Origin of the sequence: Streptomyces roseifaciens, from assembly GCF_001445655.1 — a bacterium.
Taxonomy (GTDB): Bacteria; Actinomycetota; Actinomycetes; order Streptomycetales; family Streptomycetaceae; genus Streptomyces; species Streptomyces aureoversilis.
Map to the genome: position 1 here is coordinate 2,486,393 of NZ_LNBE01000004.1, position 21,956 is coordinate 2,508,348.

At 72.4% G+C, this 21,956-nt stretch carries 20 protein-coding genes; 7 read left to right on the plus strand and 13 right to left on the minus strand.

Going from position 1 to position 21,956, the window contains the following annotated elements; genetic code table 11:
• Window positions 1-146: 146 nt before the first annotated feature.
• The 4 genes from AS857_RS28390 to AS857_RS28405 all read right to left on the minus strand — a co-directional run bounded on the left by AS857_RS28390 (window position 147) and on the right by AS857_RS28405 (window position 5,809).
• Window positions 147-2,093 carry an ATP-binding SpoIIE family protein phosphatase gene (locus AS857_RS28390; RefSeq protein WP_245700563.1) on the minus strand — a complete coding sequence of 649 codons (1,947 nt, stop codon included), beginning with the start codon at window positions 2,091-2,093 and terminating at the stop codon, window positions 147-149.
• 664 nt (window positions 2,094-2,757) lie between these two features.
• On the minus strand, window positions 2,758-3,435 hold the full coding sequence (locus tag AS857_RS28395) for a class I SAM-dependent DNA methyltransferase (RefSeq protein WP_058046036.1): 678 nt from the start codon (window positions 3,433-3,435) through the stop codon (window positions 2,758-2,760).
• 160 nt (window positions 3,436-3,595) lie between these two features.
• Window positions 3,596-4,288, minus strand: coding sequence for a cytidylyl-2-hydroxypropylphosphonate hydrolase (gene fomD, locus AS857_RS28400; RefSeq protein ID WP_058046037.1), 693 nt, complete (start codon window positions 4,286-4,288; stop codon window positions 3,596-3,598).
• Between the two features lie 123 nt (window positions 4,289-4,411).
• Window positions 4,412-5,809 (minus strand): class II fumarate hydratase, encoded by a 1,398-nt coding sequence (locus AS857_RS28405; RefSeq protein WP_058046038.1) that lies wholly within the window; start codon window positions 5,807-5,809, stop codon window positions 4,412-4,414.
• Between the two features lie 107 nt (window positions 5,810-5,916).
• Between AS857_RS28405 and AS857_RS28410 the strand changes: the two genes are divergently transcribed.
• Complete coding sequence (locus AS857_RS28410; protein WP_058046039.1) at window positions 5,917-7,443, plus strand: ricin-type beta-trefoil lectin domain protein; 1,527 nt, start codon at window positions 5,917-5,919, stop codon at window positions 7,441-7,443.
• Between the two features lie 102 nt (window positions 7,444-7,545).
• On the opposite strand, the gene AS857_RS28415 is transcribed toward AS857_RS28410, so the two are convergent.
• Window positions 7,546-9,210, minus strand: coding sequence for a fumarate hydratase (locus AS857_RS28415; RefSeq protein WP_058046040.1), 1,665 nt, complete (start codon window positions 9,208-9,210; stop codon window positions 7,546-7,548).
• A gap of 173 nt (window positions 9,211-9,383) precedes the next feature.
• Between AS857_RS28415 and AS857_RS28420 the strand changes: the two genes are divergently transcribed.
• On the plus strand, window positions 9,384-10,064 hold the full coding sequence (locus tag AS857_RS28420; RefSeq protein ID WP_079110859.1) for a DUF1707 SHOCT-like domain-containing protein: 681 nt from the start codon (window positions 9,384-9,386) through the stop codon (window positions 10,062-10,064).
• 204 nt (window positions 10,065-10,268) lie between these two features.
• The gene (locus AS857_RS28425) at window positions 10,269-10,628 is read left to right on the plus strand and encodes a WhiB family transcriptional regulator (protein WP_058046041.1); all 360 of its coding nucleotides are present in this window, start codon (window positions 10,269-10,271) and stop codon (window positions 10,626-10,628) included.
• A gap of 162 nt (window positions 10,629-10,790) precedes the next feature.
• Here the strand turns inward: AS857_RS28425 and glpX are convergent, their stop codons facing one another.
• Entirely contained in the window at window positions 10,791-11,822 is a 1,032-nt protein-coding gene (glpX, locus tag AS857_RS28430; RefSeq protein WP_058046042.1) for a class II fructose-bisphosphatase, read from the minus strand.
• Between the two features lie 220 nt (window positions 11,823-12,042).
• Between glpX and AS857_RS28435 the strand changes: the two genes are divergently transcribed.
• Complete coding sequence (locus tag AS857_RS28435) at window positions 12,043-12,591, plus strand: DUF4245 domain-containing protein (protein WP_058046043.1); 549 nt, start codon at window positions 12,043-12,045, stop codon at window positions 12,589-12,591.
• A gap of 72 nt (window positions 12,592-12,663) precedes the next feature.
• On the opposite strand, the gene AS857_RS28440 is transcribed toward AS857_RS28435, so the two are convergent.
• The 4 genes from AS857_RS28440 to AS857_RS28455 all read right to left on the minus strand — a co-directional run bounded on the left by AS857_RS28440 (window position 12,664) and on the right by AS857_RS28455 (window position 16,436).
• Window positions 12,664-13,254, minus strand: coding sequence for a malonic semialdehyde reductase (locus AS857_RS28440; RefSeq protein WP_058046044.1), 591 nt, complete (start codon window positions 13,252-13,254; stop codon window positions 12,664-12,666).
• A 158-nt stretch (window positions 13,255-13,412) separates the two neighbouring features.
• On the minus strand, window positions 13,413-13,664 hold the full coding sequence (locus AS857_RS28445) for an exodeoxyribonuclease VII small subunit (protein ID WP_058046045.1): 252 nt from the start codon (window positions 13,662-13,664) through the stop codon (window positions 13,413-13,415).
• Between the two features lie 10 nt (window positions 13,665-13,674).
• Entirely contained in the window at window positions 13,675-14,907 is a 1,233-nt protein-coding gene (gene xseA / locus AS857_RS28450; RefSeq protein ID WP_058046046.1) for an exodeoxyribonuclease VII large subunit, read from the minus strand.
• 167 nt (window positions 14,908-15,074) lie between these two features.
• Window positions 15,075-16,436: an APC family permease gene (locus AS857_RS28455; RefSeq protein ID WP_058046047.1), complete on the minus strand. Its 1,362-nt coding sequence runs from the start codon at window positions 16,434-16,436 to the stop codon at window positions 15,075-15,077.
• 98 nt (window positions 16,437-16,534) lie between these two features.
• Between AS857_RS28455 and AS857_RS28460 the strand changes: the two genes are divergently transcribed.
• Together AS857_RS28460 and ppgK are read left to right on the plus strand one after the other, a co-directional pair.
• Window positions 16,535-17,524, plus strand: coding sequence for a 4-hydroxy-3-methylbut-2-enyl diphosphate reductase (locus AS857_RS28460; protein WP_058046048.1), 990 nt, complete (start codon window positions 16,535-16,537; stop codon window positions 17,522-17,524).
• 60 nt (window positions 17,525-17,584) lie between these two features.
• Window positions 17,585-18,355: a polyphosphate--glucose phosphotransferase gene (gene ppgK, locus AS857_RS28465; RefSeq protein WP_058047128.1), complete on the plus strand. Its 771-nt coding sequence runs from the start codon at window positions 17,585-17,587 to the stop codon at window positions 18,353-18,355.
• Here the strand turns inward: ppgK and AS857_RS39245 are convergent.
• Window positions 18,246-18,860, minus strand: a complete 615-nt coding sequence (locus AS857_RS39245; protein ID WP_173864814.1) for a DUF6542 domain-containing protein — start codon at window positions 18,858-18,860, stop codon at window positions 18,246-18,248. The two genes, ppgK and AS857_RS39245, sit on opposite strands and share 110 nt — an antisense overlap.
• Before the next feature lie 200 nt (window positions 18,861-19,060).
• On the opposite strand from AS857_RS39245, the gene ychF reads away from it, so the two are divergent.
• Entirely contained in the window at window positions 19,061-20,149 is a 1,089-nt protein-coding gene (gene ychF / locus AS857_RS28470) for a redox-regulated ATPase YchF (protein WP_058046049.1), read from the plus strand.
• A 48-nt stretch (window positions 20,150-20,197) separates the two neighbouring features.
• Here the strand turns inward: ychF and AS857_RS28475 are convergent, their stop codons facing one another.
• Complete coding sequence (locus tag AS857_RS28475; protein ID WP_058046050.1) at window positions 20,198-20,779, minus strand: Uma2 family endonuclease; 582 nt, start codon at window positions 20,777-20,779, stop codon at window positions 20,198-20,200.
• Window positions 20,780-20,926: 147 nt separating this feature from the next.
• Window positions 20,927-21,670 carry a carbonic anhydrase gene (locus AS857_RS28480; RefSeq protein WP_173864815.1) on the minus strand — a complete coding sequence of 248 codons (744 nt, stop codon included), beginning with the start codon at window positions 21,668-21,670 and terminating at the stop codon, window positions 20,927-20,929.
• Window positions 21,671-21,956: the final 286 nt, after the last annotated feature.

Consider the following 21,956-nt stretch of genomic DNA (forward strand, 5'->3'; position numbering starts at 1 on the left):
TGCCCGCCCTCCAACTCGCCAGTGAACTCCGCCGACGACGTGTCGGCAACCGGTGTCTGGACACTGTCCAGAATTTCACCGCGTACGGGCGTCCTCGTGTTCGAGCCCGGCCGGAGCGGGTACGGGAGGGCGCCGCCCGGCGCGGCTCACCGGGCGCGGGGCGGCAGCGCCAGCTCGAACCACACCACCTTCCCCGTGCTCAGCCGGGTCGCACCCCACCGCCTGGCCAGCCGGTTGACCAGGTACAGCCCGCGGCCGCCCTCGTCCGAGGGCCGGGCCTGGCGCAGCCGCGGCAGCTGGGGAACGTCGTCGCCCACCTCGCAGCGCAGCACGTCCGTGCGCAGCAGGCGCAGCGTGATCGGCCGCTCCGCGTACCGCACGGCATTGGTGATCACCTCGCTGACCAGCAGCTCCACGGAGTCCGTGAGCTCCTCCAGGCCCCAGCGGGTCAGGGCGCGGCGGGCCAGCCGGCGCGCCTGACGGGCCGTCTGCGGGCGCGGGTCGAGGAACCAGTAGGCCACGTCGCTGGGCGCGATGCCCTCGAAGCGGGCGGCGAGCAGGGCGATGTCGTCGTCCCGGTCGCCCGGGCCGAGCATGCCGAGCACCTCGTCGCACAGGGGCTCCAGCGGCGGCGGGTTCGGGCCGGTCAGCCGGGCGGTCTCGATCAGCCGCTCGCGCAGCTGTTCTATGCCCGTCCAGACGTCCCTGATCCGCGACTCCACCAGGCCGTCGGTGTACAGCAGCAGCGTCGCCCCGGCGGGCGCGTCCAGCTCCACCGCCTCGAAGTCGACCCCGCCCACGCCGATCGGCGCGCCCGGCGGGACGCGCAGGACCTCCGCGCGGCCGCCGCGGTGCAGCAGTATCGGCGGCGGATGGCCCGCGTTGGCGATCACGATGCGGTGCGCGACCGGGTCGTACACCGCGTACATGCACGTGGCCATGCGGTCCGAGCCGAGGCGCTGGGCCTGCTCGTCCAGATGGTGCAGCACCTCGGCCGGGGGCAGGTCCAGGCCCGCCAGGGTCTGCGCGGTCGTGCGCAGCTGGCCCATGATCGCGGCCGAGGTCATGGAGTGGCCCATGACGTCGCCGACGACCAGGGCCACCCGGTTGCCCGGCAGCGGGATCGCGTCGTACCAGTCGCCGCCCACCCGGGCGGTCTCGGCGGCCGGCAGGTAGCGGCTGGCGAGCCGGACGCCCGTCGGCTGGGGGAGGGAGTCGGGCAGCATCGTGCGCTGCAGCTCGTCCGCGATGTACACCTCGCGGCCGTAGAGCACGGCCTTGTCCACGCCCAGGGCGGTGTGCGTCGCCAGCTGCGCGGCCACGAGCAGGTCGTCGTTCTCGAACGCGGCCCGGTCCGGGCGGCGGACGAACACCGCGGCGCCGATCACCCGGCGCCGCCCCCGCAGCGGCGCCAGGATCGTCCGGTGCCGGTCCGGGACCGGACGGTCGTCGCCCAGCAGCTCGGGAAGGGCCGCCCGCGCGGCGGAGGAGTCCCCGAAGACCGGTCTGACACCCCGCAGCACCTCCGCGAGCGGCCCCCCTATGCGCACCTCGCAGCGCTCGGCGGCGCAGCCGGCGAGATCGGGGACGGGCTCGGGGCGCTCGGCCGCGAAGTCCGGGCCGTCGCCCTCGCCCATGCCGCGCACGTGCTCGGGCAGCTGGTCGGTGCGGCGCAGCCGCAGCACGACGGGGCCCACGGGCCGCTCGTCGCCGACCGGCAGCGGGTCGCGCAGGTAGACGAGGATGGCGTCGGCGAACGTCGGCACGGTGGCCCGGCACAGGCCGAGCACGATCTCGTCCAGGTCGATGCCCCGGGCGATCCGTCGCGTGGCGGCCCCCACGAACCGCAGCCGCTCGCCGCCGGTGGTGCCGGCCGCGGTGACCCCGGGCCCGGCCGGAGCAGGGTGGATGCCGGCCTCGGCGGCCGGGCCGCCTGCCGCGGTGGCCTGCGCATCGCCGGAGCCCTCCGGCCCGGCCGGGCGACCGGCGGGTGCGGTGGCCGGGGCACCGTCGCCGCCGTTCGCGGGCCCGGTCGTTCCTTCCGGCTGCGGGGCGTCTGCGGCGGGCTTCCGGGCATCGTTGTCAGCGGCCACGGAGGGAGCACGCTCGGCCGTGGCGGCGGCGGGCAGCGCGGCGGAGGCCGCGCCGGACGCACGGCTACGGGAGCGGCCGCCGCGAGGGCCCGCGGCCGGGACTCCACCGGCCTGGGACCGGGCGGACCGGGACCCGTCGGCCCGCCGCGATCGCGCGGTGCGGGACCCGTCGGCCCGGGATTCCTCGGCGGGGGACCCGTCGGCCCGCGACCGGGTGGAGCGGGACCCGGCGGCCCGGGGCTCCTCGGCCGGGGACCCGGTGGTCGGGGAGGCCGGGGCCGGGGACCGGGTGGCCCTGGGCTGTGCGGCCTCGGGCCCCGTGGGCGCAGGCGCCGGACCGGGTGCCGCCGGGGTGCCCCGGGCCGGGAGGCCCTCCGGCTCCGGGTGGGAGCTCGCGCGTTCCCGCGCGCGGGAAGGGGCGTCCGCCGCCGGGCGCGTCCCCGCGTGCGCGTCGTCGCGCCGCTGGGGCGGCACGCCCTGGGGCCCCGGCTCGGGGACCGGCCGGGGACGTCCCGGTTCCGGTTCCGGGGCAGAGGCAGCGGCGGGCGCGGCGGCCTGCCGCACCGCGGCGATCCGCTGGCTTCCGTGGGAGTCGGTGTGCTCCGTCACGCGTGGGGTTCCATCCGTCGGGGCCGTGCGCCCGCTCGCGCGGGTGCACCGTGGGTCAGGCGCGTCGCAGATTGAGGAAGAGCTGGATCTCGGGTGGTACGTCCGTACTCGCCGGGGCGTACGCCAGCGAGTTCTCCCCGGCGACTTCGAAACCCGCTTCGCGCACGACCTGGCGCAGTTCGTCCCGCAGGTATCCGGATACCCGGATCGTGTTGCCCAGGAACGGGATCGCGTAGTCGTCCACGTCGGCCTCGACCATCGACAGGGCGAGCAACCCCCCGGGTCTCAGCAGCCCGTGGAGCATCCGCAGGGCGTGCGGGATCTCCGTGCGGGGCAGCATCAGCAGCGAGAAGAACGCGGTGACGCCGTCGAAGGCGCCCAGCCGGCCGTCCCGCAGGTCCGCCAGGTCCGCCAGGTGGAAGTCGGCCTTGGGGACGCTCTCCCGGGCCAGCTCCAGCATGCCGGCGGAAAGGTCGACGCCCACGACGTGGTGGCCCGCGTCGGCCAGCTGCAGGGCGGTGGGCAGACCGGTGCCGCAGCCGACGTCGAGGACGCGGGAGCCGGGCGGCAGGGCGGCCGCGAGCCAGGCGCCCGCGCCGAGCTGGCCCTCCTTGTGCGGGAAGGCCTCGTCGTAGCGGTGGCCTATCGCGTCGAACGCCTCGGCCTGACCGCTGCGGTCCAGCCCCGAACGGGCGTAACCGTCGTAGTCCCGCTGGTTCTCGTCACCGCTCACGGCGCCCGCCCTCTCTGTGACCGTAATTCCGTGAACAAGCGTCACATGCCGTGCTCTGCTCGTGCCGTGCTGCTGTGCAGTATCGCGGAGGCCGATCCTACGATTGCCCGGAGGGCCGACGCCAAGCGGTTGCCGGTTCTCTCCGGGGTTCCGTCATGGCTCATGCCCGGATCCGGGCCGGAGAACGGTCCCAGTCGTCCGGAAGAGCGGGTACGGGCCACGCCGGATCCGGCCGCCAGGCCTCCCACCCGGCCGCGAACGGCGCGCCCCAGGACTCGATCCGCTCCACCGCGTCCCGCCCGGCCGCCCGCACCCGCTCGGCCTGCCCGGCGGACATCAGGCCCGCCTGCTGCGCCTGCGCGAACTCGTCCTCGTCCTTCCACTGCCAGCTGCGGTCCGGATAGACGGCGATGTCGAGGAAGTGGTCCTCGGAGTCCACGCCGCCCGCCCAGCGGGCCAGCGGCTCCTCGAGGTTCACGTACCAGTTCTTGAACCGCCAGTCACGGTCCCAGAACAGCCAGACCGACCACGGCTCGCCGGGCCGGGCGAGCTTCAGCACGCCCGTGCCGGACCACGGGGAGACGCCCGTGGTGCGGGGCTTGGTGTAGCGGGTGGCGAGCGGCTCCTGGTGGACCGGGGTGCCGTCGGCGAGCAGCGGGCGCACGCAGGCCGTACCCGGCGCGACCCAGACCGCGAGAAGGTCGGCCGTGTCCTGCACGACGGTGACGGGACGGCAGATGTGCACGCGGTCCGTGGCATTGCCGCGGTAGCGCCAGAGGATCTGGTCCCCGGGCGCCCAGGAAGGCGTGCCGGCCGTGTTCGTGGAGTCCACCGTGTCCGCGTCCGCTGTCATGCGGAGATCCTAGGCGCGGGGGGTGTCCGTGCGCCGTGATGTGTGACGCACGGAGCCGGTTGCCGGCGGGCGGGGACGCCCGTCCCCGCCCGCCGGCAACCGGCCAGGCCCCTACGGGCGCTGTCAGGAGGGGCGCGTCATGCGCAGGACGTCGAGGGCTTCGTCGAGCTGTTCCAGGGTGAGGAGCCCTCGTTCCACGTAGCCGCCGTCGAGAACGGTCTCACGGATCGTCTTCCGCTCCGCGAGCGACTTCTTCGCCACCTTTGCCGCCTCCTCGTACCCGATGTAGCGGTTGAGGGGCGTGACGACCGACGGGGAGGACTCGGCGTACTCGCGGGCGCGGTCCACGTTGGCCGTGATGCCGTCGACCGTGCGGTCGGCCAGCAGCCGGGAGGCGTTGGCGAGCAGCCGCACCGACTCCAGGACGTTCTTCGCCATCACCGGGAGCATCACGTTGAGCTCGAAGTTCCCGGCGGCGCCCGCGGCCGCGACCGTCGCGTCGTTGCCGGTGACCTGGGCGGTCACCATCAGGACGGCCTCGCAGATGACCGGGTTGACCTTGCCCGGCATGATCGAGGAGCCCGGCTGCAGGTCCGGCAGGTTGATCTCGGCCAGCCCGGCCCGCGGGCCGGAACCCATCCAGCGCAGGTCGTTCGCGATCTTGGTGAGGCCGACGGCGACGGTGCGCAGCTGGCCGCTGGTCTCCACCAGGCCGTCGCGCGCGCCCTGCGCCTCGAAGTGGTCGCGGGCCTCCGTCAGCGGCAGCCCCGTGGCGCGGGCGACCTCGGCGATGACGGCCGCCGAGAAGCCGGGCGGGGTGTTGATGCCGGTGCCCACGGCCGTGCCGCCCAGGGGAAGTTCGGCCAGGCGTGGCAGCGAGGCCCGCAGCCGCTCGACGCCGTAGCGGACCTGCGCCGCGTACCCGCCGAACTCCTGGCCGAGCGTCACCGGGGTGGCGTCCATCAGGTGCGTGCGGCCGGACTTGACGACCTCGGCGAACTCCCCGGCCTTGCGCTCCAGGGACGCCGCGAGGTGCTCGAGCGCGGGCACCAGGTCGCGGGTGACGGCGGCCGTCGCCGCGATGTGGATGCTGGACGGGAAGACGTCGTTGGAGCTCTGCGACGCGTTCACATGGTCGTTGGGGTGCACCGGGCGGCCCAGGCGCTCGCTCGCCAGGGTGGCGACGACCTCGTTCGTGTTCATGTTGGAGGACGTGCCGGAGCCCGTCTGGAAGACGTCCACGGGGAAGTGGTCGTCCCAGCGGCCCTCGGCGACCTCCCCGGCCGCCGCCTCGATCGCCTCCGCGACGTCCTTGTCCACCACGCCCAGCTCGGCGTTGACCTTGGCCGCGGCGGCCTTGATCCGGGCCAGCGCCTCGATGTGCGCCCGCTCCAGCCGCTGCCCGCTGATGGGGAAGTTCTCCACCGCGCGCTGGGTCTGCGCCCGCCACTTGGCATCCGCCGGGACCCGGACCTCACCCATCGAGTCGTGCTCGATCCGGTACTGCTCACCATCGGTCATCGTCACTACCTCCTGACACACCAAGCGTTTGTCCGGTTCACGGTGTTCCCAAAAAGCACTACCGCCTAGTAAATACCGCGGGTAACAACTGAAATCGGGGAGGCACCATGACACGCAGACCCACCCTGCGCTGTTCACTCGCCGCCGTCGCCGCGTTCGCCGCGGCGCTCGGCGGCCTCGCTGTCACCGCACCCGCCGCCCACGCGGCCCCCGCGCCGCACGCACCCGCCGCCGCGACGCCCCTGTCGCCCGAACTGGAGAAGATCCGCGCCGCCGAAGCGGTCAAGCTCTACGGGGACGCCGCCCAGCGCCCCATGGAGCAGCGCAAGAGCTCGCTCCTCTCGCTCGGCGACAGCGAGATCTCCGGCGAAGGCGTCGGCACCTACGAACCGGGCACCAACGGCCCCGCCAACTGGTGCCACCGCTCGCCCGACGCCGCCATCCACCGCACCACGATCCCCGCCGACGTCACCTACAACGTCGCCTGCTCCGGTGCCTCCACCGCCAACATCCGCATCGGCGGCAGCAAGCAGTACGCCGACGAGCTCGTCCAGAGCGACAGCCTCGCCGTCAAGGCCCGCAACACCCGCGTGAAGATGGTCCTGCTCGTCGCCGGCGCCAACGACGACCTGCAGTTCGGGCCCGTCATGACCGACTGCGTCACCCGCTACCTGACCCTCCAGGGCACCTGCGAGCCCAAGTACGCCCCCGGCTGGCAGGCCCGCGTCGACGGACTCGTCCCCAAGGTCGAGCAGACCGTGCGGGACCTGCGCACCGTGATGAAGGACGCCGGCTACGCCGACGGCGACTACAAGCTCGTCCTCATGGGCTACCCGAGCCCCATCGGCCCCGACTTCGAGGACAACCCCTCCTTCCCCGGCAAGCTCCCCGGTGGCTGCGTCGGCCACACCTCCGACGCCGCCTGGGGCCGCAATCACGCCGTGCCGGCCTTCGAGCGCGGCATGCGGAAGGCCGCGCGCGACACGGGCGCGGTCTACCTCGACAACTCGCGCCTCTTCCACGGGCACGAGGTGTGCATGGAGGACGCCTGGGCGCGCGGCCTCTACGTCGACCTGGCCAACCCCTTCCCGCCCAACGAGAACTCCGTGCGGCAGTCCTTCCACCCCAACGCCCGGGGCCACGGCGCGTTCGCGTCCTGCCTGAGCCAGGCCTACCAGGCCGGCTACCGCGAGGCCGGCTGCGCCGACCCGGCGAGCACGGGGAAGCCCGTACTGCGCGAGGGCGCCTGGGACGACGTCTTCCGGCCGCTGAAGAACGGGGCCACCGGCACCTGCGTCGACGCGTACGGGGCGAGCAGCCGCAACGGGACCACGGTCGGCGGATGGGACTGCTCGGGCAGCCGCAACCAGGAGTGGGGCTACGACGCCGCGACCAAGGCGCTGCGGACGGCTCTTTCGCACGACCGGTGCGTGGACGTTCCCGGGGGGAAGTACGCGGCGGGCACGGCCGTGGTGCTGTGGAACTGCCATGGCGGGGCGAACCAGCAGTTCGTACGGGACGGGGCGACGCTGCGGCCTGCGGCGGCGGGCGGGCTCTGCCTGACGCTGGGGGCGGCCAAGGACCCCGTGCGGCTGCAGGCGTGTGACGGGTCGAGGTCACAGCGGTTCGCTTAGCCCCTGACCCGCCCTTTCACCGTTTCCTTCAGGGGCTCCGCCCCCGAACCCCCGGCCCTCAAACGCCGGGCGGGCTGAAATCAGTCCGCCCGGCGTACGGGTCTACTGCTGACGGACCGGGATGCTCGTGAACGTCGGTGCCGGCGCCGGGTCCACGAAGAAGTCGTTGCCCTTGTCGTCCACGACGATGAACGCCGGGAAGTCCTCGACCTCGATCTTCCAGACGGCCTCCATGCCCAGCTCCTCGTACTCCAGGACCTCCACCTTCTTGATGCAGTCCTGTGCGAGGCGGGCCGCCGGGCCGCCGATCGAGCCGAGGTAGAAGCCGCCGTGGCTGCCGCACGCGTCGGTGACCTGCTTGCTGCGGTTGCCCTTGGCGAGCATCACCTTGGAGCCGCCGGCGGCCTGGAACTGCTCGACGTAGGAATCCATGCGGCCGGCCGTCGTCGGGCCGAAGGAGCCGGAGGCGTAGCCCTCGGGGGTCTTGGCCGGGCCGGCGTAGTAGACCGGGTGGTCCTTGAGGTACTGGGGCATCTCCTCGCCCGCGTCCAGCCGCTCCTTGATCTTCGCATGTGCGATGTCGCGGGCCACGACGAGCGGTCCGGTCAGCGAGAGGCGGGTCTTGACGGGGAACTTGGTCAGCTCGGCGAGGATCTCGTCCATGGGCCGGTTGAGGTCGATGCGGACGACGTCGCCCTCCGACTCCAGGTGCTCGTCGGTGGTCTCCGGGAGGAAGCGCGCCGGGTCGGTCTCCAGCTGCTCCAGGAAGACGCCCTCGGGCGTGATCTTCGCGAGCGCCTGGCGGTCGGCGGAGCAGGAGACGGCGATGGCCACCGGGCAGGACGCGCCGTGGCGCGGGAGGCGGACGACGCGCACGTCGTGGCAGAAGTACTTGCCGCCGAACTGGGCGCCGATGCCGATCTTCTGCGTGAGCTCGAAGACCTTCTCCTCCAGCTCCTTGTCGCGGAAGCCGTGGCCGAGCGGGGAGCCCTCCTCCGGCAGCTCGTCGAGGTAGTGCGCGGAGGCGTACTTGGCGGTCTTGAGCGCGTACTCGGCGGAGGTGCCGCCGACGACGATCGCCAGGTGGTACGGCGGGCAGGCGGCCGTGCCGAGCGAGCGGATCTTCTCCTCCAGGAACTTCATCATGCTCGTCTCGTTGAGCACGGCCTTCGTCTCCTGGAAGAGGAAGGACTTGTTGGCCGAGCCGCCGCCCTTGGCCATGAAGAGGAACTTGTAGGCGCCGCCGTCGGTCGCGTACAGCTCGATCTGCGCGGGCAGGTTGGAGCCGGTGTTCTTCTCGTCCCACATGGTCAGCGGGGCCATCTGCGAGTAGCGCAGGTTGAGCTCGGTGTAGGCGTCGAAGATGCCGTGCGAGAGGGCCTTCTCGTCGCCGCCCTCGGTCAGCACGTTCTGGCCGCGCTTGCCCATGACGATCGCCGTGCCGGTGTCCTGGCACATCGGGAGCACGCCGGCGGCCGCGATGTTGGCGTTCTTCAGCAGGTCCAGGGCGACGAAGCGGTCGTTGGGGGAGGCCTCGGGGTCGTCGAGGATCTTCCGCAGCTGCGCGAGGTGGGCCGGGCGCAGGTAGTGCGAGATGTCGTGCATCGCCTCGGCGGCCAGCTTGCGCAGCGCCTCCGGCTCGACCTTGAGGAAGGTGCGGCCGTCGGCCTCGAAGGTCGACACGCCCTCGGAGGTGACCAGGCGGTACGGAGTGTTGTCCTCGCCCAGGGGCAGGAGGTCCGTATAGGCGAACTCAGAGGCAGACATTGCGGCGGATTCCTCACTCGGCAGGCAGCGGTGGCTGGCGTCCTCGACAGCGCGTACCAGCCTAGGGCGCGCACGGGGGAGTGGTCTTGTGAGGTAAGGCTCACCCACTCCGACCAGCGGGAATCCCCGGGACGGCCCCGCCCTCTATCGCGATCTATCGCGTTGTGGCTACCCTGCTTGCCGTGGAAGAGCCATCGTCGCCCTCGTTCGAGAAGAGCCCCCGGCAGGGCCGGCCCCCCGTGCCGGAGCCCGGGCTGCGCGCCTCCGACGCCGACCGCGACCGGACAGCCGAGGTCCTGCGCGACGCCCTGGGCGACGGCCGGATCACCGCGGAGGAGCACGCCGAGCGGCTCGGCATCGTCTACCGGGCCAGGACCCTGGGCGAGCTGGAAGCGCCGGTCCGTGACCTGCCGGTGGACGGCCGGGCCCGGCCGCAGGCCCCCGCGCGCCCGCACGCGGCCCCGGCGCGCACCGCCGGCGCGGGCCCCGCCGAGAACCTCGTCGCCGTCTTCGGCGCCGCGAGCCGCAAGGGGCGCTGGCGGGTGAGCCGGAGGACGAACGCCTTCGCGCTCTTCGGCACCGTGGAGATCGATCTGACCGAGGCGTTCTTCGAGCAGCGGGAGATCGTCGTCAACGCGACCTCGTTCTTCGGCAGCGTCGACATCACGGTCCCGGAGAACGTCACCCTGCGCTCCACGGGCACCGGAATATTCGGCGGTTTTGACGTCAGGACCGTGGAAGCGCCCGACCCCGACGCACCGGTCGTCTCCGTCACCGGCTTCGCGGTCTTCGGTGGTGTGGACGCCGAACCGAAGCGCGGCAAGCGGCTCAAGAACCTTCGCGCGGGCCGCTGATGGCGGGCCGCGCGCCCTACCGCCGTGAACTTACTGCGGGTTACCGCGTTCCGTTCATGGCAACGGTGTGAATAAGCACGCGCACAGCGGGTAAAGCTTGGTGCATCGTCTCTCGTACGGCTGCCGGTGCGAATGGCCGTGCGCAGTGGAGGCGGGCAAGGGTGACTCAACCGGCCAAGCAAAAGCCGTCGTCAGGAGTAGACCGTGCTGCTACCGCATCAGCCCCTGCAGGAAGCCGCCGTACCGTCCCCGCGGATTCCGTCCGCGCGGGATCAGGCCGGCCCCTGGCATTCGGAGGCGGTGTGCCGCCGGGATGAAGCCGGGCTCTTCTTCGCACCATCCAAGGAACCGACGGCTGCCCGTCTGTCGCGCGAAGAGGCCGCCAAGCGCGTCTGCGCCCGTTGCCCGGTGATGGTCGAGTGCCGCGAGCACGCCTTGCTGCAGCCGGAGCCCTACGGGGTGTGGGGCGGTCTCACCGCCGCCGAGCGCAGGGTCGTGCTGGCCCGCCGGCGGCGGCGCGAGGCCGAGCTTGCGCGCACGACGCGCGTCGCCGCCGCGGGCTGAGCACACGGGACGGCCCGGGTCCGCCCGGGCGCCCTTGCGTCCCCGGTCTCCGGACGGGCTGTCCGCGCCGTGTCCTCACATGCCGGACGGGCTCGAGTTCGGCCGAGCCCAGCCGAATCTCAGCCCGTCCGGCGTCTGAGGACAAGCGCGCCCGCAGGGCACTCAGCTGGGGCGCTCGAAGTCCACCGTGCTGTACGCGCGCAGCTTCGACAGCCGGTGCGTGGAGTCGATCTGCCGGATCGTGCCCGACTTGGAGCGCATGACCAGCGACTGCGTGGTCGCCGTCTCCGCGCGGTAGCGGACGCCGCGCAGCAGCTCGCCGTCGGTGATGCCGGTGGCCACGAAGAACACGTTCTCGCCGCTGACCAGGTCGTTCGTGTGCAGGACACGGTCGAGGTCGTGGCCCGCGTCGAGGGCGCGCTGCCGCTCCTCGGCGTCCTTGGGCCACAGCTTGGCCTGGATGGTGCCGCCGAGGCACTTCATCGCGCAGGCCGCGATGATGCCCTCCGGCGTGCCGCCGATGCCCAGCAGCAGGTCCACGCCGGTGCCCTCGCGGGCGGCCATGATGGCGCCGGCCACGTCGCCGTCGGAGATGAACTTGATCCGGGCGCCGGCCTCGCGGATCTCCTTGACGAGCCCGTCGTGACGGGGGCGGTCCAGGACGACGACCGTGACGTCCTCGGGGGAGGAGTGCTTGGCCTTGGCGATGCGGCGGATGTTGACGGCGACGGGGGCGTCGATGTCGACGAAGTCGGCGGCCTCCGGGCCGGTGACCAGCTTGTCCATGTAGAACACCGCGGACGGGTCGAACATGGTGCCGCGGTCGGCGACGGCCATCACGGAGACGGCGTTGGCCATGCCCTTGGCGGTGAGGGTCGTGCCGTCCACCGGGTCGACGGCCACGTCGCACTCGGCGCCGGTTCCGTCGCCCACGCGCTCGCCGTTGTAGAGCATGGGGGCGTTGTCCTTCTCCCCCTCGCCGATGACGACGACACCGTTCATGGACACGGTGCCGATCAGGGCGCGCATGGCCTTGACCGCGGCGCCGTCCGCGCCGTTCTTGTCACCCCGGCCGACCCAGCGGCCCGAAGCCATGGCGCCGGCCTCGGTGACCCGGACCAGCTCCAGGGCGAGGTTGCGGTCGGGGGCCTCGGGGCTGACCTCGAGCTGGGACGGCAGATGATGCTCGGTCATCGGAGCGCACCTTTCTGTACGGCGACGGCCGTGGGACCCCTCTCCCCCGAAAGGGGCAGAAGGTGAGGGTGCTGATGACTTTATCTGTTTACTGCGAGAGTGAGCAGAGGGCCCCACGCATGAGCAGCGTCAAGGTCTCCCGGACGGGGCGCGGACCGGGCTCCGGCGCGCCCCCGGGGCCGCCGTCAAGATCTCACAGGTCATAGGGGACGATGGGGGCGTGGCAGGTAGGAATCCCAAGGCGCAGACCGTGCGCAACATGGTGCTCGCAATGGCGGTGATCATTCCCGTCGCTTTTGTCAGCTACGTGTTCATCCCGCACGACGAGGGCAAGGCCGGTGAGGCGGTGCCCACCGTCGACTACCGCGTCGAGCTCGACACGGCGCGGCGCGCCGCGCCGTACCCCGTCGCGGCCCCGGCCGGGCTGGACAAGGACTGGCGCGCCACCTCCGTCTCGTACCGGGCGGGCGGGACGGGCGGCAAGGAGGGCTCGGTCTGGCACCTGGGCTTCCTCGACCCGGACACGCAGTACGTGGCCGTCGAGCAGAGCGACGGCCCGGCCGGCGCCTTCATCGACGGTGCGAGTCAGCGCGCGGTGAAGACGGGCAGGACGCAGAGCGTGGGCGGCGCCACGTGGCGGCACTACGAGGGCGAGAAGTACAACGCGCTCGTGCGCGAGGAGCGCGGGGTGACCACGGTGGTCACCGGTACCGCGTCCGCGGAGCGGCTCGCGGAAATGGCCGCCGCGCTCAAGTCCAAGAAGGGCTGAGGGAGCGCGACGGCCGGTGCTGCTGCGGGGACGGTCCGGGACCGTCCCCGCTGTTCAGGCTGTCCGGACGGTTCAGACCGTCGTGACGACCTGCTCGTAGGGCAGGCGCGGCGAGCGGGGGTACGAGGCGCCCTCGCCCGGCTTGCCGATGTTGACGATCATCAGCGGGGTGTGGTCGCCGTCCAGGAACTCCTTCTGGACGCCCGCGAAGTCGAAGCCCGTCATCGGGCCGGCGGCCAGGCCCGCCGCGCGGATGCCGAGGATGAAGTAGCCGGCCTGCAGCGAGCCGTTGAGCGCGGCGGACTGCTCGCGGACCGGGCGCTCGGCGAAGAAGACGTCCTTGGCCTGCGGGAAGTGCGGGAACAGCTCCGGCAGCTCCTCGTGGAACTCGTTGTCCGTGGCGAGGATCGCGACGAGCGGGGCGGTGCGGGTCTTCTCGCGGTTGCCCTCGGCCATGAGGGGCGCGAGGCGCTCGCGGGCCTCCTCGGAGCGGATCAGCACGATGCGCAGGGGCGACTGGTTGAACGCCGTCGGGGCGTACTTGACCAGGTCGTAGACGGCCTGGATCTGCTCGTCGGTCACCGGCTCGCCGGAGAAGGTGTTGGCGGTGTGCGCCTCACGGAAGAGCAGGTCCTGGGCGGCGGCGTCGAGGGCGAGGGACATGGGGAGTGCACCTTCTTGCGTACGGAAGATCCCGGGGGGAGGGCTTACGGGATCCACTGTACGACAAGTAGATGAAACTTCAACTAAAGGGGTGGGGATGTGGTGGGGTTCACCCGTCCTCGCTGACGTATTGCCTGGTCAGAAGGCGTAGGCAGGCGTCAGGGCGCCTCTTCGGCGTCCTCCGCGGCACCCTTCGCCGCCCCGGCCTCCTCCTCGGAGGCCAGCGCCGCGTCCAGCCGCGCCCGCGCGCCCTCCAGCCAGCGCCGGCACACCTTCGACAGCTCCTCGCCGCGCTCCCACAGGGCCAGCGACTCCTCCAGCGTCGTGCCGCCCGCCTCCAGGCGGCGCACGACCTCGATCAGCTCGTCGCGAGCCTGCTCGTACCCCAGCGCATCCGTTGTCGTCGCCATGGCCACCAGCCTATGCGGGGGGTACGACAGCGGACCCCGCAACGGGCCGCACCGTGAACTCGCCCTCCGCGACCCGGGCCCGCAGCTCCTCCTCCGCCGTCACCTCCGCGGCGTCCCGCACCACCGAGCCGTCGGCGTGCTGCAGCACGGCGTAGCCCCGGCGCAGCGTCGCCGCCGGGGACAGCGCGACCACGCGCGCGTGCGTGTGCGACAGCTCCGAGTCCGCGCGGTCCAGCAGGTGGCCGAGCGTGCGGCGCGCCCGGGCGGTCAGCGCGTCGATCCGGTCCTCGCGCTCCTCCACCATCCGCTGCGGGTGCTGCATGCACGGGCGGGCCCGCACCGACGCCAGCCCGCGCTCCTCGCGGTCCAGGTGCGCGGTGACGCAGCGCAGGGCGCGCTCGCGCAGCTGCCGGACCCGGACCAGCTCCTCGCCGACGTCGGGCACCACGCGCTTCGCCGCGTCCGTCGGCGTGGACGCGCGCAGGTCCGCGACCAGGTCCAGCAGGGGGGAGTCGGGCTCGTGGCCGATCGCGGAGACCACCGGCGTGCGGCAGGCGGCCACGGTCCGCACCAGGCGCTCGTCGGAGAACGGCAGCAGGTCCTCGACGCTGCCGCCGCCCCGGGCCACGATGATCACGTCCACGCCGGGGGCCTTGTCGAGCTCCTCGACGGCCTCGATGACGCGCGGCACCGCGTGCACGCCCTGCACGGGCACGTTGCGGATCTCGAAGCGGACGGCGGGCCAGCGGTGCCGTGCGTTCTCCAGGACGTCCCGCTCGGCGGCCGAGGCGCGGCCGCAGACCAGGCCGATCAGCTGCGGCAGGAACGGCAGCGGCCGCTTGCGCTCAGCCGCGAACAGCCCCTCCGCCGCCAGCGACTTCTTCAGCTGCTCCAGCCGCGCCAGCAGCTCCCCGACGCCCACCGGCCGGATCTCCGCCGCCCGCAGCGAGAGCTGACCGCGCGGGGCGTACCACTCGGGCTTGGCGTGCACGACGACGCGCGCGCCCTCCGAGACGATGTCGGCGACCTTGTCGAAGACCGCGCGGTAGCAGGTGACGGACAGCGAGATGTCGTGCGCCGGATCGCGCAGCGTCAGGAAGACGACACCGGCACCCGGGCGGCGGGAGAGCTGGGTGATCTGCCCCTCGACCCACACCGCGCCGAGACGGTCGATCCAGCCGCCGATGAGCCGGGACACCTGCCCCACCGGGATCGGGGCGTCGGGGGACGTGTTGAGGGCCATGGAGTGAGCGTAGTGGGCTCTCACCGGCCGGGGGCCAGGCACGTACGGTCACGCCCTACGGGCATTCCGCCGGACCTTCGCCGCCGCGGCGAGTGACCACCGCGGTGCAACCCGGCGGTGCCGTACCGCGCCGCAGGGTGGCTGTACCGCGCCTCGCCGCACCGTTCCTACGCCGGACCCCCGCGGAACGCCTCCGCCCCCAGTACCCCCAGCCCCGCCGCCAGCCACACCGCGCCCACGGCCTGCGCCGTGGCCGACGCCTCGACGATCACCGCGATCACCACGGCCAGCCCCAGCAGGGGCATCACCACGTGCCGTACGGGCCGCAGCTCGCGGCCCCGCCTGCGGACCGCGAACCAGCCGATCACCGACAGGTGCAGCAGCGCGAAGGCCACCAGCGCACCCACGTTCACCACCGACACCAGGCGGTCCAGGCCGTCGTCGCGCCGCGCCGCCCACACCGCCGCCACGAGGTTGACCACCGCCGCGCCCAGCAACGCGATCCGGGGCACGCCCGAGGCCGGGTCCACCTTCGACAGCAGGCCCGGCAGCCTCCTGTCCCGTGCCATCGCGAACAGCAGCCGCCCCGCCGCGGCCTGCCCCGCCAGCGCCGCGAACGCCGCCCCGACGGCCTTGCTGACCGCCACCAGGTCGTGCAGCCACGTGCCCGTCGCCGAGTCCACCGTGTCGTAGAACGCCGCGCCCTGCGCGGCCGGGTCCGCCGCCAGCTCCGCCGCCGACATCGGGGCGAGCAGCGCCGCCAGGTACGTCTGGACCATGAACAGCACGCCCGCCACCGCCAGGCACGTCATCACCGCCCGGGCGACGCGCTCCGAGCCCCCTGCGGCCTCCTCCGCGAACGCCGCGATCGCGTCGAAGCCCAGGTACGACAGCACCGCCACGGACACCGCGGCGACCACCGCGCCCATGGCGAAGTCGCCCTCCCCGGTCAGCGGCGACAGCCAGCCGCGCCGGGCCCCGTGCTCCGCGAGGGCGAACACCGCGCACGCCACGAAGACCAGCAGGACCGCGATCTCCATGGCGAGCACCAGGAAGCCGACGACGGCGGCCGTCCGCACGCCCGCCAGGTTCAGGGCGGTCGTCACCACGACCGCGACGGCCGTCCACACCCACTGCGACACCGACGGCACCAGCGCGTGCAGGGCGATCCCCGAGAAGAGGTAGGCCACCGCGGGGATCAGGAGGTAGTCCAGCAGCGCCATCCAGCCCGCGATGAACCCAGGGCCCTCGCCGAGCCCCACGCGCGCGTACGTGTAGACCGAGCCGGCCTGCGGGGCGACGCGCACCATCTGCGCGTACGAGAAGGCGGTGAAGGCCATCGCGACGGTCGCGACGACGTAGACGAGCGCCACCGCCCCGCGCGACTTCGCGTCCAGCGTGCCGAAGATGCCCACCGGCGCCATGGGGGCGATGAACAGCATCCCGTAGACGATCAGGTCCCGGAAGGTGAGGGTGCGGTGAAGCTTTCCGTCGGTGCTGCCGGGTGCTGGGGTCACGGGTGCGGTCATGGGCTGCCCCTGGAGGTGACGGAATCGCGGCTTCCGTCATCGTGCCCCACCCGGCCGCCCGCCGCCGGTCGGCACCGCGGGCCCTTACGATGGACGGCATGACTGCACCCACCGCCCGCAAGGTCCTCCTCGCCGCCCCCCGTGGCTACTGCGCGGGTGTGGACCGCGCCGTGATCGCCGTCGAGAAGGCCCTGGAGCAGTACGGCGCCCCCGTCTACGTGCGTCATGAGATCGTCCACAACAAGTACGTGGTGAAGACCCTGGAGAAGAAGGGCGCGATCTTCGTCGACGAGACGGAGGAGGTGCCCGAGGGCAACATCGTCATCTTCTCCGCGCACGGCGTCGCCCCGGTCGTCCACGAGGAGGCCCGGCGCGGCAAGCTCGCCACCATCGACGCCACCTGCCCGCTGGTCACCAAGGTCCACAAGGAAGCCGTCCGCTTCGCCAAGGACGACTACGACATCCTCCTCATCGGCCACGAGGGCCACGAGGAGGTCATCGGCACCAGCGGCGAGGCGCCCGACCACATCACCCTGGTCGACGGCCCCGGCGACGTGGCGAACGTCGAGGTCCGCGACCCGGACAAGGTCGTCTGGCTCTCCCAGACCACGCTCTCGGTCGACGAGACCATGGAGACGGTCGACGCCCTCAAGGGCCGCTTCCCCAACCTCCTCTCGCCGCCGAGCGACGACATCTGCTACGCCACGCAGAACCGGCAGATCGCGGTCAAGCAGATGGGCGCCGACGCCGATCTGGTGATCGTCGTCGGCTCGAAGAACTCCTCCAACTCCGTCCGCCTGGTCGAGGTCGCCCTGGGCGCCGGCGCCAAGGACGCCCACCTGGTGGACTACGCCGACGAGATCGACGAGGCGTGGCTGGAAGGCGTCGGCACGGTCGGCGTGACCTCGGGCGCCTCCGTCCCGGAGATCCTCGTCGAGGGCGTCCTGGACTGGCTGGCCGAGCGCGGCTACGGCGACGTCGAGACGATCACCTCCGCCCGGGAGAGCATCACCTTCTCCCTGCCGAAGGAGCTCCGCCGCGACCTGCGCTCGGAGGCCGCGGGGCTGGTCGGCGGCGACTCCGCCTGAGGACCCCCGGACCGCGCAGGAACCCTGCATTCATGGCCGCCACGCCGTAGCGTGGTGGCCATGAACGTATTCGGCGTGGACATCGGCGGATCGGGCATCAAGGGCGCTCCGGTCGACGTGCTGCGGGGCGAGCTCACCCAGGAGCGCTTCAAGGTGCTCACTCCGCAACCGGCGACCCCGGACGCCGTCGCGGACTCCGTGCGGCAGGTCGTGGAGCACTTCGGCGCGCCCACCGGGCCGGTCGGGGCCACGTTCCCCGGCGTGGTCGTCGGCGGTACGACGCGTACGGCCGCCAATGTCGACAAGGGCTGGATCGGCCGGGACGCCGCGGGGCTGCTCGGCGAGCGGCTGGGCGCGCCGGTGACCGTGCTGAACGACGCCGACGCCGCCGGCCTGGCCGAAATGCACTTCGGGGCGGGCCGCGGCCGGCTCGGCACCGTCATCGTGCTCACCTTCGGCACGGGCATCGGCAGCGCGGTCTTCACCGACGGCAAGCTCGTCGCCAACACCGAGCTGGGCCACCTGGAGCTGCAGGGCCACGACGCGGAGACCCGCGCCTCGACCCGGGCCAAGGAGGAGGAGGGCCTGAAGTGGAACCACTGGGCCCGGCGCGTGGAGCGCTACCTGGCCCACGTGGAGATGCTGTTCTCGCCCGAGCTGTTCGTCATCGGCGGCGGCGTGAGCCGCAAGGCGGCCAAGTTCCTGCCGCTGATCGAGGGCGTCAGCGCCGAGATCGTGCCTGCGGAGCTGGAGAACAACGCGGGGATCGTTGGGGCCGCGATGGCTGCTGCCGCTGCGACCGGCGCAGCCGTGCCCGTCTCCGCCGCCTGATCAGCACGATCCTGCGCGCCAGCGCGATCAGGGCGGTCAGCAGGGTGCCCGCGTAGAGCCAGCCCGCGTTCAGCGACAGCAGCGTGACCAGGCCCATGACCTTGGCGCCCGCACCGTCGCCCCCGCCGGCCAGGGGCACGGCGCCCACGGCGAAGGCGATGGGGGCGGTGACGGGCGCGGTGATCAGGTCGGCCGGCCGCACCCACAGCGCGCACACGGTGCCCGCGAGCAGGAAGAAGAGCCCGTAGAAGGCAGAGGAGCCGCCCGCCAGGGAGTCCAGCCAGCCGATGCCGAGCATCCACGCGGTGGTGAGCACGCCGCTGCCGAGGCCGGTCAGCCGGGGCGCGGGCAGCCGCCCCAGGGCCCGCAGCTGCTGCGTGGACGGCCCGCTGCGGGGCCGGCGGACGGCGGCGGCCGGGCCCTGCCCCACGGGGGCCGCGGGCCGCGGCACGGGAGGGACGCGGCGGGCCTTGCCCTGGGGCGTGCGCGTGCTGGGTTGCTCCACCCGACCAAACTAGGTCGACAAGCGGGAGGAATCCGGCGTTGGACACGCGGTTTGAGCCACCTTGGCCGTACGTTCGACTGATAGTCCGTACGGGCCCGCCGGACGAGTGGACCCGTAGACTGGATGACCGGCCCGGCAGTGGGCCATGACCGGCCCGCCAGTGGGCCGCGGACCCTTTGGAACCTACGGGAAGTCGCCACGTGTCGCTCACGATCGGAATCGTCGGTCTGCCCAATGTCGGCAAGTCGACCCTGTTCAACGCCCTGACCAAGAACGACGTGCTGGCGGCCAACTACCCGTTCGCCACCATCGAGCCCAACGTGGGCGTCGTCGGCGTCCCCGACGCCCGGCTGCAGAAGCTGGCCGAGATCTTCGGCTCGCAGAAGATCCTCCCCGCCACGGTCGACTTCGTCGACATCGCGGGCATCGTCCGCGGCGCCTCCGAGGGCGAGGGCCTGGGCAACAAGTTCCTCGCGAACATCCGTGAGTCCGACGCGATCTGCCAGGTCATCCGCGCCTTCAAGGACGAGAATGTCGTCCACGTCGACGGCAAGGTCTCGCCCAAGGACGACATCGAGACGATCAACACCGAGCTGATCCTGGCCGACCTGCAGTCGGTCGAGAAGGCCGTTCCGCGCCTGACCAAGGAGTCGCGCCTCCAGAAGGAGAAGGTCGCCGTCCTCGCCGCCGTCGAGGAGGCGAAGGCGATCCTGGAGTCGGGCCAGACCCTGTTCTCCGCGGGCATCACCAAGGGCACCGAGCGCGGTGACCTGCTGCACGAGCTGCACCTGCTCACCACCAAGCCCTTCCTCTACGTCTTCAACGTGGACGAGGACGAGCTGGTCGACGAGGACTTCAAGAACGAGCAGCGCGCGCTGGTCGCCCCGGCCGAGGCCATCTTCCTCAACGCCAAGATCGAGTCCGAGCTCATCGAGCTGGACGACGAGGAGGCGCTGGAGCTGCTGCAGTCCATGGGCCAGGACGAGCCCGGTCTCGCCACCCTGGGCCGCGTCGGCTTCGACACCCTGGGCCTGCAGACCTACCTCACCGCCGGTCCCAAGGAGACCCGCGCCTGGACGATCAAGAAGGGCGCCACGGCCCCCGAGGCGGCCGGTGTCATCCACACCGACTTCCAGAAGGGCTTCATCAAGGCCGAGGTCATCTCCTTCGAGGACCTGGTCGCGGCCGGCTCCGTGGCCGACGCCCGCGCGGCCGGCAAGGCCCGCATGGAGGGCAAGGAGTACGTGATGGCGGACGGCGACGTGGTGGAGTTCCGCTTCAACGTCTGACGACCGTGCAGGAAGGGCCGGGCTCTGCGGAGCCCGGCCCTTCTGCGTTCAGCTGCTCCGAGGTGGTGTGAGCTTGTCCAGGTCGAGGCTGACCTCGAAGGGCACCGGGCGCCGGAGCGAGCCCCGGAAGATGCCGGCGGGCGCGTAGGCGCGGGTCGGCTCGTCGAGCTCGTAGACGTGGACGACGGGTGCGCCGTGCTCGTCCTCGATGCACCAGTAGTGGGGGATGCCGGCCTCGGCGTACTTGCGGAGCTTCACCGTGCGGTCGCGGTGGGCGGACTCGGGGGAGACGACCTCGATGACGAGTTGTACCTCGTCGGGGGCGAACCAGGTCCGGTCACCGTTGAAGTCGGCCGTCGTGACCAGCAGGTCCGGCTCAGGCCGGTTGCGCTGATCGAGCTTGATGGTCATTTCGCGGCCGACTCTGGTGTCCGCGGGTGCCTGTTCCATCAGGGCGACGGTGAGCATGGTGACGAGGTGGCCGTGCCACCACCTCTGCGGCGACAGCCTGAAGACAAGCGCTCCATCGATCAGCTCGGTGTGACGCGGTGCCTCGGGGAGGCGGTCCAGGTCCTCCGCGAACCAGCCTTCCAAACGCGGTGGGCGCATCCAGTCGGGCAGTGCGGTCATGGCTTCACGGTAGCGGCCCGCGTCTCGGGCCGGAGGGGCCGCCGACCCCCGGCCGGAGGAATTCCGGCGATTCGCTGTTCATGGCCGGCCGGTCTTTTGGTAGCCGGCCATGAGCGACATCGAAGGGGCCCCCGTCCGTCCGGCGGGTCAGGAGCGGGAAGGGGCTCCGGCCAGGACCTCCACCCTGCCCGTGTCGAGGGAGTAGTAGGCGGCGACCACGGCGAGGGCGCGTTTGCGGACGAGGGGGGCCAGGTCGCGGTTGGAGCGGAGGTCGGCTGCGGTCAGGCGGACCTGGGCGCGGGCCATGCTTTCGACCGGGTCGGAGCCGCCCTCGCGGACCGCCCGCTCGTACGCCGGCCGCAGTGCCCTTGCGATGGCCTGCAGGTTGCCGGGCAGCGGCTTGTGGTCGCGGAAGGACTTGTAGGCCGCCTCGACGGCGCCGCAGCGCTGGTGCCCGAGGACCACGATCAGCGGGGTGCCGCTCGTCATGGGCCCGTACTCCACGGAACCGGTGACCACCGGGCCGACCGCCTGCCCGCCCGTGCGCATCACGTACAGGTCGCCCAGCCCGGTGTCGAAGAGGAGCTCGGGCGGGACGCGGGAGTCGATGCACGACAGGACCGACCCGAAGGGCTCCTGCGCCTGGGCGACGAACTCGCGCCGGTCCGGATCCCGGTCGGGGTGGTGGAGGTGCCCGCTCACCCAGCGCCTGTTGCCGTCCATCAGCCGCGCGAAGGCCGCGGCGGGCGTGACCGGCCGTACCTCGTGCGCCAGGCCGGCCGCCGCCCACGGGGCGTCGCTCCTCGCCGAGCACCCCGTGAGCGCGATCGCGCCGACCGCGAGCCCGCCGGCGAGCAGGGCTCTGCGGTCCGGGTGTTCCGCTCTGTCCATCGGTTGTTCCCCTCGGTGTGTCGCGGCGCTTCCGTTACGCCGCTGACCAGGGCGATTGTTCGGCGCCGCGGGGGAGCGGGGCGGCAGGCGCAAGCGCGTGCGGGCCGCTTTGCCCACCAACGGACCAGCGGGAACCGGCCAGGGCGGCGGCGGACCCGCCGTCACTCTCTTCCGTAACGGAGCGTGTTTGCGGCGCGTGGGCTGGGTATGCATCGCCCGGTGCATATTTGCGGATGTGCCGGGGGTGGTTCTCACCGCACGTGTGGGTGCTACTGCCAACTAAGCG